This window comes from Pseudomonas allii, assembly GCF_055380095.1.
In genome coordinates, this window is record NZ_AP039450.1 from 5,729,062 (window position 1) to 5,746,648 (window position 17,587).

Genomic DNA, 17,587 nt, shown 5'->3' on the forward strand with positions numbered 1-17,587 from the left:
CCTCGGCTGCTGGTATGATGCGCCGCTTTTTCCGATCCTCTCTGAAACCAAAGGCGCTTGGCGCAGTTTGTGCTTTGACTTAGAGGTCAACAAATCACGACGCCACAGAGCGTCACAGGGAGCAGGCATGCTGGAAAAGCTGTTTCAACTCAAGGCACACAACACCAACGTGCGCACCGAGATCCTCGCGGGCATCACGACATTCCTGGCCATGGCCTACATCCTGTTCGTGAACCCGAGCATCCTCGGCGAGACCGGCATGGACAAGGGCGCGGTGTTCGTCGCGACCTGCCTGGCGGCTGCCATCGGTTCGACCGTAATGGGCCTGATCGCCAACTACCCGATCGCCCTCGCGCCGGGCATGGGCCTCAACGCCTTCTTCACCTACACCGTGGTGCTGCACATGGGCCACACCTGGCAGGTGGCGCTGGGGGCGGTGTTTATTTCGGCGGTGTTGTTCTTCCTGCTGTCGATCTTCCGTATCCGTGAGTGGATCATCAACGCCATCCCCCTGCCCCTGCGCTCGGCGATTGCCGCCGGTATCGGCCTGTTCCTGGCCTTGATCGCCCTGCACAACGCCGGCATCGTGGTCAGCAACCCGGCCACCATGGTGGGCCTGGGCGACTTGAAACAACCGGCACCGATTCTCGCCACCCTCGGTTTCGTGCTGATCGTTGCCCTGGAAGCCTTGGCCGTGCGCGGCGCGGTGTTGATCGGCATCCTGGCGGTGACCATTGTTTCCATCCTGCTGGGCGTTACGCCCTTTGGCGGCGTGACGTCGATGCCACCGTCCCTGGCCCCGACCTTCCTGCAACTGGATATCAAGGGCGCGCTGGATATCGGCCTGGTCAGCGTGATCTTCGCCTTCCTGTTCGTCGACCTGTTCGATAACTCCGGCACCCTGATCGGCGTGGCCAAGCGTGCCGGCCTGATGGGCAAGGACGGCCATATGCCGAAAATGGGCCGTGCGCTGATCGCCGATAGCACCGCCGCCATGGCCGGCTCCCTGCTCGGCACCTCGACCACCACCAGCTACATCGAATCGGCGGCGGGCGTGAGCGCCGGTGGCCGTACCGGCTTGACCGCCATCGTGGTCGCAATCCTGTTCCTGCTGGCGTTGTTCTTCTCGCCACTGGCCGCCAGTGTCCCTGCCTTCGCCACCGCACCGGCCCTGCTGTTCGTGGCGGTGCTGATGACCCAGGGCCTGGCCGAAATCGACTGGGACGACATTACCGTTGCAGCGCCGGTGGTGATCACCGCCCTGGCGATGCCTTTCACCTACTCCATCGCCAACGGCATCGCCTTCGGTTTCATCGCCTGGACCGCCATCAAGCTGCTTTCGGGCCGCTACCGTGAGCTGAACCCGGCGCTGGTGATTCTGTCGATTCTGTTTGTGATCAAGCTGGGCTGGTTCAACGCATGACTTTTGACGCCGCACGCTACACCGCTCAACTGCAAGACAAGGTCACGCGCTTGCGTGACCTGTTGGCACCGTTCGACGCGCCCGAGCCGCAGGTCTTCGACTCGCCGCTGCAGCACTTCCGCCTGCGCGCGGAGTTCCGCCTGTGGCGCGAAGGCGGTGAGCGCCACTACGCGATGTTCTCCCAGGACGACAAACGCACGCCGATCCTGATCGAAGCGTTCCCCATCGCCAGCCAGCGCATCAACCAGTTGATGCCGCAGCTCAAGGCCGCCTGGCAAGCCAGCGCCGCCCTGAGCCACAAGCTGTTCCAGGTGGAGTTCCTCACCACACTGGCAGGCGATGCGATGATCACCCTGTGCTACCACCGCCCGCTGGACGAGCACTGGCACACCGCCGCCAACCAGCTGGCTGCCGACTTGAATGTCAGCATCATCGGCCGTTCCAAGGGCAAGCGCGATGTGATCGGCCATGACTACGTGGTGGAAAAACTCGAAGTCGGCGGCCGCACCTTCAGCTACCGCCAGCCCGAGGGTGCCTTCACCCAGCCCAACGGCACGGTGAACCAGAAGATGCTCAACTGGGCATACGACGCCTTGGGCGATCGCCCGGATGACCTGCTGGAACTGTACTGCGGCAACGGCAACTTCACCCTGCCCCTGGCGACGCGCGTGCGCAACGTACTGGCCACCGAGATCAGCAAGACCTCAGTGAATGCGGCCCTTAGCAATCTCGATGAAAACGCGGTGGATAACGTCACCCTGGTGCGCCTCTCCGCCGAAGAACTCACCGAAGCCCTCAACGAAGTGCGCCCGTTCCGCCGCCTGCACGGCATCGACCTGAAAAGCTATGAGTTCGGCAGCGTGTTCGTCGACCCGCCGCGCGCTGGCATGGACCCGGACACCTGCGAACTGACCCGGCGCTTCGACAACATCCTGTACATCTCCTGCAACCCGGAGACGTTGGCCGCGAACATTGCGCAACTGCATGACACGCACACGATTACGAAATGCGCGATGTTTGACCAGTTTCCGTGGACGCACCACATGGAATCCGGGGTGTTATTGACTCGGCGGTAACTCGACGTCCTCCGGTTGCTTCTTGCGCGGCCGCCCGCCCTTCTTGCCATTGGCACGGGCGGCAGCGGCTTTGGCGGCGCTGCTTTTGCGACCGTTGCGCGAGGCAACCAGGCTGATCGCCAGGTCCATCAGGGGTTTGCTGGTGGCAATCAGGCCCGTGATCGAAACGTCCAGGTCTTGGGCCTCACAGCACAGCGCCTTGCCGCCAAAGCCGACTTCCAGTTGCTCAAAGTCCTCCAGGGAAAACCCCGCGAACTCGGGCAGACCAGCCACCGGCAGTACAACGCGACTACCGTCGCTGAAGCCGATGGAAAGGCAGTTGTCTTCATAACGCACAGCGCTGGCACGGGCATAAAGGTGCCGCGTCTTGCGCCCTCGGGCTATTGCCTTTTCTACGTCGGCCTCAGTGAGTGGTTTATAGGGTACAACCTTGGCTTTTACGATTTTCATAGATCAATCCCCACGCAGTCTGGTGCCCTTACCAGATTCAAAATTGTCCGTTGCGCTACGACATCGTGCCGAGCACTTGCGATGACATGGACTCCACGCCGAATAACCAACCCTGGCACCAACTCACCGGCGTCCCAATCCCAGGAATGATTCTCCAGGCAGACCGTTTGCAGGTATTCCCACCAGATCCTGCGTGCCCGTGCCAAGTAGTGCCGCTGCATGATCACCCCGCGTATTTCTTTCAAAACCGCCATGGGTGGCTGCCTCCGCTCAGGCTCTACGTCCCACAACTCCACGTCCCCGTTCAGAAAGCTGAAACGAAAACGCGCATCCCATTCCTTGCCCCGCACATGCACATGGGGCGGGCAATGCTCATCCCTGATGAACACCGAAATCACATATCCCTTGTAAGCGCCTACTCTCATCGTAACCCATCCGTTAGGTTATTTTCCGCCAGGTAACAATTTTCCCCTGCCACCCGACAACCGGCCTCATCTACCCGAAGCTGTTTCACAGACTAGTAAGCACAAAAAACCCGGCGAAGGCCGGGTTGTAACCACTCATGCCGAGGGCTGGAAATACTCCGCCAACGCCCGCAGATCCTGCTCGCTCAGCAACCCCGCGTAATACTTCAGCTGAATCCTCGCCAGCAAATACGCATGCCGCGCATTCGCCAGGTCGCGGCGGGCAGTGAACAGTTGTTGCTCGGCGTCGAGCACGTCGAGGTTGACCCGCTCACCGCCGGCAACACTCTTCTTTGTCGCAGCGACCAACGCCGTGGCAGAGCTGACCGCCATTTCATAGGCACGCACTTTGGCCGCGCCGCTGGTGTTGAGGTTGAACTGCTTGCGCAACTCCACCAGCGTGGCCGAGGTTTGCGCGTCCAGTTCGTATTGGGCCTGGGACAGTTGGTTGGCTGCCTGACGGGTGGAGGCCGCCACGCCACCACCGGCAAACAGCGGCAGGCTGACCTGGATGCCGACCGTGTTGGTGTCGTACTTCTGGTTGTAGCTGCTCTCCGAGTCGGAGTGGGTCTGGCGGCTCGTGGCGTACAAGCTGACCTTGGGCAGGTGCCCGGCGCGTTTGCGTTCCACCTCATAGGAGGCCACGTCCAGGGCGTGGTGCTGGGATTGGAGTTCCGGGTTGTTGGCCATGGCCAGTTCGCGCCAGGTTTCAAAACGGTTGGGCTCCAGCGGCGGGATCTCGAATTGGCGCGTCAGCGGCGCCAGTTCTTCGATCTGCAACGGTTGGCCGACGATGGCTTCCAACTCGCGCAGGGCGCTGTCCTGGGTATCCTGGGATTCGATCTCTTCGGCCTGGGCCAGGCTCAGCCGCGCCTGGGTTTCCAGCACATCAGTACGGGTGCCTTCGCCGCCTTTGAGCAGGCGATCATTGAGTTGCAGGCGCTCGGCATACGCACGTTTCTGTGCGCGGCTCAGCTCGATACGCTCCTGGGCCAGCAACGCCTGGCTGTAGGCATTGAGCACCCGCACCGCCAGTTCCTGGCTCTTGCCGCGAAAGCGTTCATCGGCCATCAACGCCTGGGCGGTGCCCTGGCGAAAGCGCGCGTAGGCTTCGTAATCCAGCAGCGGTTGCTGCAAGGTCAGGGTCGAGGCATAACTGCGGTAATCACGGTCGCTTTTGACATCCCCCGCCGTCACTTCGGATTCATTGCGCGAGTTGTTATAGCTCCACGATAAATTGGGCAACAACGCCGCACGACCGATCGCGCGATTTTCTTCACCGCCCTCACGCTCCTGGATGGCTGCCTGGAAGGTCGGATCATTGCGCAGGGCCCGGTCGTAGGCATCCAGCAAACCCAAGGCCTGCGCCGCCGAGGTGCAACCCAAACACAAGGTAAACAACAACGCCTTCATTCTTCCACCAGGGCCATGTGGGTGCGATCCATCAGGGGTTTGAACAAGTAGTTGAGCATCGAGCGCTCACCGGTCTTGATGAAGGTTTCCACCGGCATGCCCGGACGGATCTGCACGCCGTCCAGTTGCTGCATGCCCGCCGCGCTGACCTGGGCACGCAGCGTGTAATACGGCTCGTCGGTGCGCTCATCGACCTGGCGGTCGGCAGAGACCAGCGTCACCTCACCGGCCACCCGTGGCGTGGTGGATTGGTTGAACGCCGAGAACATCAACTCCACCGGCAAGCCCGGATGCACTTTGTCGACCATCTGCACCGGCACCCGCGCCTCCACCAGCAAGGGCTCGCCCTGGGGCACGATGTCCATCAACGCTTGGCCGGGCTTGATCACGCCACCTTCGGTGTACACGTCCAACCCCACCACCACGCCGGATGCCGGCGCTCGCACCAGGTTGTTGGCCAGTTCGAACTCGGCCGAAGCCAGGCGATTGCGCAGGTCGTCGCTGCGGGTGCGGGTCTCGGCCAACTGGCCGCGCAGGTCTTTCTGGAAGTCTTCGCCAAGCTGGCGGATGCGCAGGCGCAGTTCAATCACCTGACGCTGCAATTGGCCGATGCGGCCGTAGTCTTCGGCGATGGCGCCGTCGATCTGGGAATACAGGCGCTCGCTGTCGAGCAGGCGGTTGCGCGGGATGTAACCGTCACGGGCCAACTCGCGCAGGCCTTGCAGCTGCTCATTCAACGCCGCCCGTTGCTGGACTTTGCTCGCTTGCGAATCCCGCGTGCCGCGCAACTGCGCCTCGGCGCCGGCGATGGTTTCGCGCAGGCCCTGTTGCTCAGTGGCCAGTGCCTGGGCACGGCTATTGAACAACTGCCGTTGCAGGTTCAGGGTGACCGCCGCCTCAGGATCATTGAGCAGTTCGGGGCCAAAGCTGATCGCAGCCAGCCCTTCGCTTTCGGCACTCAAACGCGCCTCACTGGCCAGGGACGCCAGGAACTGACTGCGCAGGGACTGCATCTGCCCGCGCAACGGGGTTTCCTTCAAGCGCAGCAGCACCTGGCCGGCGCTGACCACATCACCGTCGCGCACGTCGATACGTTCCACGATTCCTCCGGCCGGGTGCTGCACCGTCTTGCGATGGCCCGAGACCATGACCTTGCCCGGCACCGCCACGCCCTTGTCCAGTGGCGCCAACGCTGCCCAGCCGAGGAACCCGGCAAAACCGCCGAGCACCAGCAGCCAGCCCAGGCGCGAATATTTTTTGTCATCCAGCGCCAGCACATTGTTCGGCGCATCACTGATCAGCAAAGGTTTGCTCTGGCTCATGCCTGTTTTCCTTCACCGAGGCGGTAACTCATGCTCAGGGTCGCCACCGGTTTGCTCGCCGCCGGTTTCTGCCGTGCCTCCAACACCCGTGCCGTCGGCCCGAAGGCCTGCAACTGGCCGTCCTTGAGGATCAGCATCTGGTCCGTCAGGGTCAGCACGTTGGGCTTGTGGGTGATCAGGATCACTGTGCGGCGCTGTTGCTTGAGCTGGGCGATGGCGTGGAGCAGGGCCTGCTCGCCCACTTCGTCGAGATTGGCGTTGGGCTCATCCAGCACGATCAGCGCCGGCAGGCCGTAAAGCGCACGCGCCAGGGCGACCCGTTGTTTCTGGCCACCGGACAATCCAGCGCCACCCTCCCCCAATTGCGTGTCGTAGCCCAGGGGCAGTTGCAGGATCAGCTCATGCACGCCGGCCATTTGTGCGGCGGCAAGGACTTTGTCCGCCTCGACTTCGGCAAACCGTGCAATGTTTTGCGCGATGCTGCCGGCGAACAGCTGGATGTCCTGCGGCAGGTAGCCGATGTGCGGGCCTAGTTGCTGTTTGTCCCACAGGGCCAGGTCGGCACCGTCCAGCCGCACCTTGCCGGCCAAGGGTGCCCAGGCGCCCACCAGTATCCGGGCCAGGGTGGACTTGCCGCAGCCCGACGGTCCGATCACCCCCAGTACCTCGCCCGCCGCCAGGCTGAAGCCCAAATTGGCCAGCGCCGGTCGACGGCTGCCGGGAGCACAGGCGCTGATTTGCTCGACGCTCAGTTGGCCCTTGGGCACCGGCAGGCTCATGCGTTCGGGCCGTGCCGGGTTGGCCTCCAGCATCTGTGACAGGCGATCAAAAGCCAGGCGCGCCGAAGCCCACTGCTTCCACACGCCGATCAACTGGTCGATGGGGCTGAGCACGCGGCCCATGAGGATCGAACCGGCGATCATCATCCCCGGCGTGATGTCGCCCTGCACCGCGAGCAACGCGCCCAGGCCCAGTACCAGCGACTGCAATGCCAGGCGCACGCCCTTGGACCAGGCGGTGACGGTCGCGGTCTTTTCACTGGCCAGGTTCTGTTGCGCCAGGAACGCCTGGTGCTGGCCGAACCAACGCGCGCGCAACGTGGCGAGCATGCCCATGGCTTCGATGGTGTCGGCATTGCGCAGGTTGGCCGTGGCCTGTTGGCTGGCGTTGATCGACAGTTGGCTGGCCAGGGCCATCGGCGCCTGGCTGACGTGATGGTTGACCCACGCCAGCACGATCAGCAGCACCGCACCGACCAGCGCCAACAGCCCGAGCCAGGGGTGGAACAGGAAGATCACCAGCAGGTACACCGGAAACCACGGCGCATCGAAAAACGCGAACAACGCCTGGCCGGTGGCGAACTGGCGCAGGGTGGTCAGGTCATGCAGCGCCTGCCCGGCCGCCTGGGTGCCGCCCTTGAGTTGCGCTTCGAACGCGGCGTCGTACACCCGCTGGTTCAAGCGCATGTCCATCTGCGTGCCAAGACGGATCACCACCTGGCTGCGCACCCATTCCAACGCGCCCATCAAGCCAAACAGGCCGAGGATCATCAGCGTCAGCATGAGCAGGGTCATCTGATTGCCCGAGGCCAGTACCCGGTCGTACACCTGCAGCATGTACAGCGCCGGGGCGAGCATCAGCAGGTTGATCACCGCCGAGAACAGGCCGATGTTGAAGAAGCCACTTTTATAGGCCGTGAGGGCAGCCAGGGTTTCGTTGCCGGCGTGGCGCATCTGGGGATTCTCAAAGGGTTGAGCGGGCAGCGTCGTCGCGTTGACAGGCGGTAGGACGCTGCGCAGAATTCGGCACCGCCGTCGCTGAAGAAATAGAAGGCTTGGGCGACAGCGGTGTGTCATGCGGCGAATGGGAGAGCGATCTTCCATTCGCTTTTTTGCTTAAGCGGCCAGGGCGAAGTCCTGAGGCACGTCCTGCACCCCCACCAGCGCCACATCGGAGGCGGCGACAGCAGCCGAGTCCACATGCGCCACACCGGCAGCGGCCAGTTGGTCGAACGTCGAGTTGATCGACAGGCTTGGGTCGATGTCCTTGAGCAGGGAGTCGATCGCCGACGCCAGTGCCGAGCTGTCGCCGCTCATCAGGCCGTAGATGATTTTGTGCACCTGGCCATCGCGGCCTTCGGCCTGCAGGCTCGACAGGCCCAGGTTGGCGAAGCTGACTTCCTGCTCGGCGAGGGCGTAGCTACCGCCGGCAGCGCCGCCGGTGAGGACAGTGCCCAGGTCCAGCGAGTCGATCGAACCCCACAAGGTGTGCGACGGCGGGTTGAACAAGGTGTAATGCAGGTCGCCGTTGGCCACCACCGCCGCGTTGCTGACAGTGCTCGACACGCCATATTGGGTGCCGTCGAACGGGCCAGGATTGAAACCACCGGTGTTCGAACCCTCTTTGACCGACCCTTCACGGTGGTTCAGGTCACCAAAGTAAGCCGACCAGTCGCTCAGGTACTCGGCAACGGTGTTAGCGGCGTAGGCGGTGCTGTATGAAATAGAAATGCTCATGCAAAACTCCAAGTCATGGGGTGGTATCTCCGCAGCAAGCCAGTGCCTGCTGTGGTTTTGCCCGTCACTGGGCAAAATCGGTCAGAACTGATATTCAACGGTGCCCTGCAACGTGCGCCCACGCCCCAGGGTGAAGGCCAACACGTCGCCCAGCGGCACCAGGTAGGCGCGGTCGGTGACGTTTTCCATGGCCAGGCGCAGGGTCAACTGCTCGGTGGCGCGGTAGCTGCTGTACAGGTCGTAGACGGTGTAGGGTTTCCAGTCGGCCGGATAGACGCCGGTTTGCGAGGTGGTCACGCCGGCGCCACCTTTGACGTAGTAACCGCCGCTGTAGCGCGCACGAACCCCCACATCCAACGTGCGCTCGAAGAAGCGCGCGCCCAGCGTCGCGGTGCCACGGTCCATCGGCATGTGTTCGGAAGAGCCCAGGATCGCGCTGCAGCTCTGCCCCGCATTGGCCACGTCGTCCGGCACCATCGCGGTGACCGGCGCCCGGCTGCCCGGGCCTTTCTGGATCTTGGTAACCCCCCCCAGCCACGCGGTCTTGCTGCAGAACGTATTACTGCCGAGCATGCGCGTGTAGTTGAACTGGCCATAGGCAAACCCGGCGTCGTAATCCAGCTGATACTCAAGGCCGCGAAAACGTGTGGTTTCCAGGTTGTTCACATACGCCGCATTACCGATGTTGGCGATGCCATAACCGGGCGGCTGCACCCCCAGGGCCATATAGGAGAAGTCGTCCACGCGGGTGTTGAAGTAGGACACTTTCATGCCCACGCGATCCTCGGCGAACAGCAGGTCTTCCTTCAGCACGTTGAAGCCGACCTCCCAGGCCGTGGACGTCTCGGGCTTCAAGTAAGGGTTGGGGAAAATCGATTCCGAACCGCCGCCATGGGGCCGTCCGCTGACCAGCGATTCGGTGACGGCCGGCGGGCGCCAGCCCTTGCCGTACGTGGCGAACAGTTGCAGCCAATCCACGCCGGGCTTGACCGACAGGCCGAAGGTCGGCGAGAAATGCCCCTCTTCCCGATCCACGTCATAGGTCATGGGCAGGCCGACCTGTCGAGTGGTGCCGATGATGAAGGTACGGGTGTTCAAGCCGGTTTCACCGCGCAGCCGATAGCGGTCGTAACGCAACCCGGCATTGAGGTTCAGCCAGTTGTCGTAGTCGTAGTCCAGGCGCGCGAACAAGCTGCCCATTGCCCGATCACCTTTAGGCGTGATGCTTTCCGCCGCCGAGGCCGTCACCGCCGAATCGGCAGCCACCATCTGGTTGGAGTCCGGCCGGACCTTGTCGTAGAAAAACTCCAGGCCGTAGTTGGCCTTGATCACCGACAGCTCGCTCAAGGCGAAGGTCGAGAGGTTCTGCGCCTGCACACCATAGGTGTTGGTCTGATAGGTCACGTCGTAGCCCTTGCTGCTGCCACGGGTCAGTGTGGTCTGGTCATTGCGGGTGTCGACGTAGTAGAGCTTGGCCTTGAAATCGATCAGCGGGTTGTCCGGCGTGTAGCTGTAGTCCAGTGCGAAGTTCTGCGCCGTGACGTTGCTGCTGCCGAGTTTCTCCCAGAGCTGGGCTTTTTCGGCGGTCATCATGTTGACGTCGTCGTAGTTGACTTCGGTGGTCAGGTAGCTCAGTTGCAGGCGCTGATCCACCGGCAGGTTCAGACCCAGCTTGAGCAGGCGCGAGCGCATCACCGAGCCGGTGTACTCGACAGTGGAGTTTTTGATGCGGTCTTCACTGGCGGGCAGGAAGGAACTGCCGGTGCGCAACTCACCGATGCTGCCTTGGGTGCCGGGTTTGTAGTCACCAAGGTGACGCTCACTGGCAGCCACCAGCATGTCCCACACATCGGTGCCCACGGCAAACGCCGAACTGCCGATAAAGTGCGTACCGTTGCTGCGCCCGCCCAGCCCTGTGGTCAAACGGATGCGCCCACCGATTTCCTTGCCGCCCTTGAGCAGGTCGGCGGCTTCCACAGTGCGAAAATTGGCCACCCCGCCGATCACCCCGGCGCCGCCCATCGTGGACGTGGCGCCCTTCTCGATCACCACTTCCGACAGCAATTCCGGGTCGACATACAGCGTGCCATTACGTTGCTGGTGACCACTTTGCTGGTAGTTCTGGCGCATGCCGTCCACCGACATGTTGACCCGGCCATAGTCCTGGATACCGCGAATGTTCACCGACAGGCCAGGGTCTTGCTGGCTGACCGCCGAGTAGACGCCCGGCGCCTCCTCCAGCATTTCAGCCGCATGCCGTGGCGGGTTGCGGTCCAGTTGTTCGCGACCGACCACACTCACCGAACGTGGCGATGAATACACCCAGTCGTTGGGGTGCAGGCCGGTAATCGTGGTGGTCGCCAGCGCCAACGCGGCGCCGCTCTGCTCGACGCGGGTCAGGGTGACTTGGCGCTCGCCATTGAAGCGATACTCCACCGGCGCATTCCCCAACAGACGCGCCAACCCTTCCTGCACGCCGTATTGCCCCTTCACCGCCGTGCTCTGCAAACCGGCCAGGCGCTGGCTGTCGAACAGCACTTGCAGGCCAGCCTGGTCGGCGAACGCCAGTACGGCACTGTCCAGGGACTGCGCGGGGATATCCAGCATCAGCACCACAGGTTGCGCAGCATTCGCCTGAGACTGATCAGCGCATACTGGAGCCACTGCGGCGAACAGGCCCAAGTGGATGGCCAGGGCTAATCGGCTTGCGGTGATACGCCCCTTGTTGAGTGCTGACATTTCTGTGGTTCCCTGCGCTGAGCGTTTTTTGTTTATGCGAATGCTTCTCACCTAGCAAGACGTGCGACGCGCAGGAAGTCAGTAAGGTTTTTTGAAAGTTTTTCAGGAACGGGGATTCGAGGCGGTGGGAGCAAGCCCCCACCGGGTTATCAATAGATCAGGCTGAGGCCGGCCAGGTCCAAGCGTTGCACTTGCAGTTCCTGGGTGAGCGTGTCGAAGGCGGTGTCGAGCATGTCGAGGCGGAACACGCCGCTGACTTCACGATCGCCCAATGCCGAGTCGGCCAACACCACGCGCCCGGGGCGATAGCGGTTGAGCTGTTCGATGACTTTGGCCAACGGCTGGCGATCAAAGATCAACACACCGCGCCGCCAACTGGTGGCGCGCGCTACGTCGAGCTGATCCAAAGGCACGATGCCATCCTGCGTGCTGTAGCGTACGGCCTGGCCTTGTTTGACCACTTGGTCGGCCGGGCCTTTTTTCGGGATGGCTTGCAACGTGACCTCGACACTGTGCTCCAACACCCCGGTCCACGCCTGGCTATCGCCCTCGCGCTCCACCACAAACCGCGTGCCCAGCGCCCGGGTTTGTCCCCCGGCGCTCTGCACCACGAACGGTCGGGTTTCTGCGCCCACCCTCGGTGCCACATCAAAGATCGCCGAGCCTTGCAGCAGGCTGATACGGCGTTGCACACCGTCGTAATCCAGGCGGATGGCACTGCCGGAATCCAGCTCGACCTTGCTGCCATCGGCCAGGTGCACGGTGCGCACTTCGCCTTTTTCGGTGATGTAGTCCGCTTGCATGCGCAGCAACAGGTCCGGCCCGCGCACCCAGCCGACACCGGCCACCACCACGACCAACGCAACGGCAGCCGCACGTTGCCATGGTCGGCGCCGCCTGGTCCCGCGCACAGGCGGCGTCGCCGCTGGCGGGCGCTGGCGGTTCACCGGCGGTTCCTTGTACACGTCGCCCAATGCCGCCCAGGTCTGTTCGGCAAAGCGCAATGCCGCTTCGTGGCGGCTGTCGCAGGCGATCCAATGCCGCAACTCGGCCTGCTCCTGTTCGGTCAGGGCACCGGCGTGCAGGCGCACCGCCCACTCGGCGGCCGCCTCGGTAATGCTGTGCTGTTGCGGACCCTGGCTATTCACGTGTGAATCTCGAATTTTTCGTTATATAACGCTGTGACGAGTGAACGGGCTTTTTTCGGTAATTCATTCGTCGGATGGCGCCCTCTCGCCTTCCTGCAAGCGCTGCATCACGTAGGCCAATGCTTTGGCCAGATGCTTTTGGACGGAGCTGTCAGAGATATCCAAGTGCCGGGCGACCTGGGCGTGGGTCATGCCTTCGATGCGGTTCAGACGGAAAATCTGCTGGGTGCGTTCCGGTAATTCCGCCAATGCCTGCTTCAATGCCTGTCGCTGTTGCTGCGCCATTGCCTGAGCCTCCAACCCGGCCACGTCATCTTCAATCTCGGCCAGCGCCTCATGGGGCACGGAGTCTGTCTTGCGCCGCGCTTCCTGGCGAATATGGTCGATCAGCAGATTGCTCGCCGTTCGATAGAGATAGCCCTGGGAGTTGTCGATGCGCTCGCCGGCCGGCTTTTCTGCCAGGCGCAGGAAGCTCTCCTGCACCAGGTCTGCGGCCAACTGCGGGTCCCGTACCTTGCGCGCCAGATACCCGCGCAAGGTATCGGCATGCTTGAGAAACAGGCCTTTGAGATCCACGTCCGACAAACCGACTCCCTGGAATGTTAAGGAAACAGGCGGGCATCTTAAGCGTTGTCGAGAATGATTTTCAATTGATATATAATCTGATCCGGCGGGAGGAAAGGCTTGATTAACAGTTCGGTAATCGAACACATACGCCACCATCAATTGACCAAATTAACCAACCAGTACATTTTATCCGCACAACGAACAATAACTGTGGAGAGACGCCCCATGCCGCCTATCGTGCTGGTACTCAACGGCCCCAACCTCAACCTGCTCGGCACCCGCGAGCCCGCCACCTATGGCCATGAAACCCTGGCCGATGTTGCTGCCTTGTGCGGGCGCAGCGCTGAACAGCTGGGCCTGAAAATCGAATTCCGCCAGACCAACCACGAAGGCGAACTGCTCGACTGGATCCACGGCGCCCGTGCCCGCTGCGCCGGTATCGTGATCAACCCGGCGGCCTGGACCCACACCTCGGTGGCAATCCGCGATGCGCTGGTGGCCAGTGAAGTGCCGGTGATCGAAGTGCACCTCTCCAACGTGCACGCCCGCGAAGCGTTCCGTCATCACTCCTTTGTGTCGCCCATCGCCAAGGCCGTGCTCGCGGGGTTCGGCAGCCATGGCTACCACCTGGCGCTGGAACACTTCAGCCAGTTGCTCAAAGGATCGGCCCGATGAAACCGCGCATTCTCGCCGGCCTGATCGGCGCCGGTATCCAGGCCTCCCGTACGCCCGCGCTGCATGAACACGAAGGCGATGCCCAAGGCTTGCGCTACCTGTACCGCCTGATCGATCTTGAACCCCGGCACCTGGACATCGACGCCCTGCCCGATCTGCTGCGCGCCGCCGAACTCATGGGCTTTACCGGGCTGAACATTACCTACCCGTGCAAGCAGGCGATCCTGCCGTTGCTCGATGAGTTATCCGACGAGGCCCATGGCATTGGCGCGGTCAACACGGTGGTGTTCAAGGACGGCAAGCGCATCGGCCATAACACCGACTGCCTGGGATTTGCCGAAGGATTCCGGCGCAACTTGAGTGATGTCGCCCGCCAACACGTGGTGCAGATGGGCGCCGGCGGCGCGGGTGCGGCGGTAGCCCATGCGCTGCTGGCCGAGGGGGTGCAACAGTTGAGTATTTTCGACGTGGACCCCGCGCGCGCCCGCGACCTTGTGGATAACCTCACGCTGCGTTTCGGGCCGGGCCGTGCCCAAGTGGGCAATAACGTGAAAAACGCCGTGGCCGAGGCCGATGGCCTGGTGAACACCACGCCGATGGGCATGGCCAAACTGCCCGGCACACCCGTGCCCGCCGCCTTTTTACGGGCCGAACTGTGGGTGGCCGAAATCGTGTACTTCCCGCTGGAAACCGAACTGCTGCGCGATGCCCGTGCCTTGGGCTGCCGCACCCTGGATGGCGGTAACATGGCGGTGTTTCAGGCAGTGAAGGCGTTTGAGTTGTTCAGTGGGGAAGTGCCGGATGCCGATAGGATGCTGGCGCATTTCCAAAGCATGAATACCTGACTGAGTTGGAATAAAAATCCAAATGTGGGAGGGGGCTTGCCCCCGATAGCGGTGGATCAGCCAGCTTATCTGTAGCTGACCCACTGTCATCGGGGGGGCAAGCCCCCTCCCACATTTTGAATGCATTCCAACCTGAAACTTCAGGCCTGGAGATAACGCATCACCGAATCACAAATCATGTCCCGATGCCGCTGTTTAACCGCCTCATCCGACAGGTCGATCTGAAAAATCTCACTGAAGGTATGGCGGTTGGACACCCGGTAAAAGCTGAACGAGTTGATCAGCAGGTGCACATCCAACGGCTCCAGCCCTTCGCGGAACAAGCCCAGCTCGGCGCCACGGCGCAAGGTTTCCCCCAGCCCTTCAAGGATCTTGCTGTTCATCGCCTTGATGGTGTCTGTGCGCTTCACGTACTCGGCATTGTGGATATTTTCGATGCTGACAATGCGCACGAAATCCACGTTCTGGTCATGGTGATCAAAGGTGAACTCCACCAGCCGCCGGATCGCTTCACGCGGTTCCAGGGCCGTCAGGTTCATGCGGGTCTCGGTGTTGCGGATGTCGCCGTAGAGTTTCTCCAGCACCTCGACGTACAACTGCTCCTTGCTGCCGAAGTAGTAATAGATCATGCGCTTGGAGGTATGGATGCGTTCAGCGATCGCGTCCACGCGAGCGCCGGAAAGGCCCTGCTGGACAAACTCGACGATGGCTTCCTGGAGTATGTTTTCGCGGGTCTTTTCCGGATTGTTCTTACGACTCTTGCGAGGTGCCTCGGTGGTCATGGTGCGCTCACGGCCAGTGTTATGCAGGCCGTGATTATGGGCCGCGATGCCCCCCGAAAGAAAGCACCCGGGCCGCCGTTATAAACGCGCCTGGCGCACCGCGCCGCTGCGCGATTTGGCCATCGCCGCCAGGCGCACCGCCACGTTGGCCGCGCCGTAGCCGGCATAACCGTTCTTGCGCTGGATGATCTCGAAGAAAAACCGCCCTTCGAAGGGTTCGGTGTACACGTGAAAAAGCTCACCGCCCTGGGCGTCACGGTCGTACAGCACGTTGTAGTACGCCAGCTCACTGAGGAATTCATCGTCGAAATCGAAACGCGCCGCCAGGTCGTCGTAGTAGTTGAGCGGGATATCCAGCAACGGCACACCGGCCTCCTTGGCGCGGCGCACTTCGGCAAAGATATCCGCGCAGTCGAAGGCAATGTGGTGCACGCCCGAGCCACGATAGCTCGACAGTGCGTGGGAAATCGCCGTGTTGCGGTTCTCGGAAATGTTCAGCGGCAGGCGGATCGAGCTGCAACGGCTGCGCAGGGCGCGGCTTTTCACCAGGCCGTAAGGGTCGGGCAGCACCACTTCGTCATCGGCTTCGAAATCCAGCAGGCTCTTGTAGAACAGCACCCAACTGTCGAGGCTATCGGCCGGCAAGGCCATGGCCATGTGGTCGATGCGCAGCAAGCCGCCGCTGGACGACGCGGCGGGTTGCAGGTTGAAGTCGGTGTCATACAACCCGCCTTCGCTCTGATCCACCAGGTAAATCAGGCTGCCATCCGGCGCACGCACCGCCGCCAGTTCCAACTCGTTCGGCCCGACCAGGCCGCGATACGGTTGGCCCTTGTACGCTACCGCCCGCTCCAGGGCCTTGGCGCTGTCCTTGACCCGAATCGCGGTGGCACACAGCGACGGCCCATGGGCTTCGAAAAAGTTGTGGGCAAACGAATAGGGTTCGCAGTTGAGGATCAGGTTGATATCGCCCTGGCGCAACAGGCTCACGCTCTTGGAGCGATGCTGCCCGGCTTTGACGAAACCCAGGCGTTCCAGCCAATGGGTCAGCTTGGCGCCAAGGCTCTCGTCCACGGCAAATTCGAGGAACTCGATGCCGTCGTATTCGCTGGCCGCTGGGGTATCAAACAGAATCTCCACCGGTTGCGCCGGCGCTTCCTGTTTCAGGCGTTCGCGGGTTTTCTCTTCGAGGTACAGCAGGGAGCGCAGGCCATCCGCCGCGTTCGCACGGGTGGGCGCGGCGCGGAAGCCGTCGTTGAAAATTTCCAGGGACAGCGGCCCGGTGTAGCCGCTCTTGATGATCGGCGCGAGGAACCCCGCCAGGTCGAATTCGCCTTGGCCGGGGAAGCAGCGGAAGTGCCGACTCCACTCCAGCACGTCCATGGCCAGGATCGGCGCGTCGGCCATTTGTACGAAGAAAATCTTGTCGCCGGGGATCTCGGCGATGGCGCTCGGGTCGCCCTTGAGGGACAGGGTGTGGAAGCTGTCGAGCAAGACGCCAAGGCTCGGGTGATCGACCTGGCGCACCAGGTTCCACACCTGTTGCCAGGTGTTCACATGCTTGCCCCAGGCCAGCGCTTCATAGCCGATGCGCAAGCCACGACGGCCGGCGTGTTCGGCGAGCAGGCTGAGGTCATCGAGCAAAATGCCCTCGTCGCCCACGCAGTCGGCCGAGGCATTGCTGCACACCAGCACCAGGTCGGTGCCCAGTTCCTGCATCAAGTCGAATTTGCGTTCGGCGCGTTCCAGGTTGCGCGCCAGGCGGTCACGGCGGCAGCCTTCAAAGTCGCGAAACGGTTGGAACAAGGTGATGGCAATGCCCAGGTCGGCACACATTTGCCTAACTTCGCGGGGGCTGCCGTCGTAATACAACAGGTCGTTTTCGAAGATTTCTACACCGTCGAACCCGGCGGCCGCGATGGCTTCGAGTTTCTCCGGCAGGGTTCCGCTCAAGGAAACGGTGGCAATAGAGCGTTGCATGGGCGACTCCCGGCATTTAAGGCGCGTCTTATTTACGGCAAATTATTGGCCGCTAAACTGTTCACAGCAATTAAAATGTACGAACCGGTTAGTTTTTGGTGCGATTATCGAACACAAAGCCGTTTTGGCGAATTGACGATTTTTTAGCCACTGCGCACCATCGATTCAGTAACAAGACCCAGAACAC

Annotated in this window: 15 protein-coding genes; 4 read left to right on the plus strand and 11 right to left on the minus strand. The window is 62.0% G+C overall.

The window, feature by feature from the left end; all coding sequences use genetic code 11:
- Positions 1-127: 127 nt before the first annotated feature.
- Positions 128-1,423, plus strand: coding sequence for an NCS2 family permease (locus ACZ445_RS26225; protein WP_071493628.1), 1,296 nt, complete (start codon positions 128-130; stop codon positions 1,421-1,423).
- The gene (gene trmA, locus ACZ445_RS26230) at positions 1,420-2,499 is read left to right on the plus strand and encodes a tRNA (uridine(54)-C5)-methyltransferase TrmA (RefSeq protein ID WP_058427719.1); all 1,080 of its coding nucleotides are present in this window, start codon (positions 1,420-1,422) and stop codon (positions 2,497-2,499) included. The genes ACZ445_RS26225 and trmA overlap by 4 nt, the downstream gene beginning before the upstream one ends.
- On the opposite strand, the gene ACZ445_RS26235 is transcribed toward trmA, so the two are convergent.
- The 9 genes from ACZ445_RS26235 to ACZ445_RS26275 form a co-directional block, all read right to left on the minus strand.
- The gene (locus ACZ445_RS26235; protein WP_058427720.1) at positions 2,482-2,949 is read right to left on the minus strand and encodes a DUF2442 domain-containing protein; all 468 of its coding nucleotides are present in this window, start codon (positions 2,947-2,949) and stop codon (positions 2,482-2,484) included. The genes trmA and ACZ445_RS26235 overlap by 18 nt on opposite strands.
- A complete protein-coding gene (locus ACZ445_RS26240; RefSeq protein WP_464707751.1) occupies positions 2,946-3,374 on the minus strand; it encodes a DUF4160 domain-containing protein in 429 nt (142 codons plus the stop codon). Before ACZ445_RS26240 ends, ACZ445_RS26235 begins: the two co-directional genes overlap by 4 nt.
- Positions 3,375-3,509: 135 nt before the next feature.
- Entirely contained in the window at positions 3,510-4,826 is a 1,317-nt protein-coding gene (locus ACZ445_RS26245; protein WP_464707752.1) for a TolC family outer membrane protein, read from the minus strand.
- Complete coding sequence (locus ACZ445_RS26250) at positions 4,823-6,148, minus strand: HlyD family type I secretion periplasmic adaptor subunit (RefSeq protein WP_464707753.1); 1,326 nt, start codon at positions 6,146-6,148, stop codon at positions 4,823-4,825. Before ACZ445_RS26250 ends, ACZ445_RS26245 begins: the two co-directional genes overlap by 4 nt.
- The gene (locus ACZ445_RS26255; protein WP_058427724.1) at positions 6,145-7,881 is read right to left on the minus strand and encodes a type I secretion system permease/ATPase; all 1,737 of its coding nucleotides are present in this window, start codon (positions 7,879-7,881) and stop codon (positions 6,145-6,147) included. Before ACZ445_RS26255 ends, ACZ445_RS26250 begins: the two co-directional genes overlap by 4 nt.
- 162 nt (positions 7,882-8,043) lie before the next feature.
- Positions 8,044-8,664, minus strand: a complete 621-nt coding sequence (locus ACZ445_RS26260) for a heme acquisition protein HasA (protein WP_058427725.1) — start codon at positions 8,662-8,664, stop codon at positions 8,044-8,046.
- A gap of 81 nt (positions 8,665-8,745) precedes the next feature.
- Positions 8,746-11,403: a TonB-dependent receptor gene (locus ACZ445_RS26265; RefSeq protein ID WP_464707755.1), complete on the minus strand. Its 2,658-nt coding sequence runs from the start codon at positions 11,401-11,403 to the stop codon at positions 8,746-8,748.
- Positions 11,404-11,552: 149 nt separating this feature from the next.
- Positions 11,553-12,551 (minus strand): FecR family protein, encoded by a 999-nt coding sequence (locus ACZ445_RS26270; protein WP_464707756.1) that lies wholly within the window; start codon positions 12,549-12,551, stop codon positions 11,553-11,555.
- 63 nt (positions 12,552-12,614) lie between these two features.
- Positions 12,615-13,136, minus strand: a complete 522-nt coding sequence (locus ACZ445_RS26275; protein ID WP_058427728.1) for an RNA polymerase sigma factor — start codon at positions 13,134-13,136, stop codon at positions 12,615-12,617.
- A 207-nt stretch (positions 13,137-13,343) separates the two neighbouring features.
- On the opposite strand from ACZ445_RS26275, the gene aroQ reads away from it, so the two are divergent.
- Positions 13,344-13,793: a type II 3-dehydroquinate dehydratase gene (gene aroQ, locus ACZ445_RS26280; RefSeq protein ID WP_010206717.1), complete on the plus strand. Its 450-nt coding sequence runs from the start codon at positions 13,344-13,346 to the stop codon at positions 13,791-13,793.
- On the plus strand, positions 13,790-14,638 hold the full coding sequence (locus tag ACZ445_RS26285; RefSeq protein ID WP_179028319.1) for a shikimate dehydrogenase: 849 nt from the start codon (positions 13,790-13,792) through the stop codon (positions 14,636-14,638). Before aroQ ends, ACZ445_RS26285 begins: the two co-directional genes overlap by 4 nt.
- A gap of 140 nt (positions 14,639-14,778) precedes the next feature.
- Here ACZ445_RS26285 and ACZ445_RS26290 read toward each other — a convergent pair whose 3' ends face one another.
- On the minus strand, positions 14,779-15,420 hold the full coding sequence (locus ACZ445_RS26290) for a TetR/AcrR family transcriptional regulator (RefSeq protein ID WP_033897904.1): 642 nt from the start codon (positions 15,418-15,420) through the stop codon (positions 14,779-14,781).
- A 78-nt stretch (positions 15,421-15,498) separates the two neighbouring features.
- Entirely contained in the window at positions 15,499-17,400 is a 1,902-nt protein-coding gene (gene quiC / locus ACZ445_RS26295; RefSeq protein WP_058427730.1) for a 3-dehydroshikimate dehydratase QuiC, read from the minus strand.
- Between the last annotated feature and the right edge of the window lie 187 nt (positions 17,401-17,587).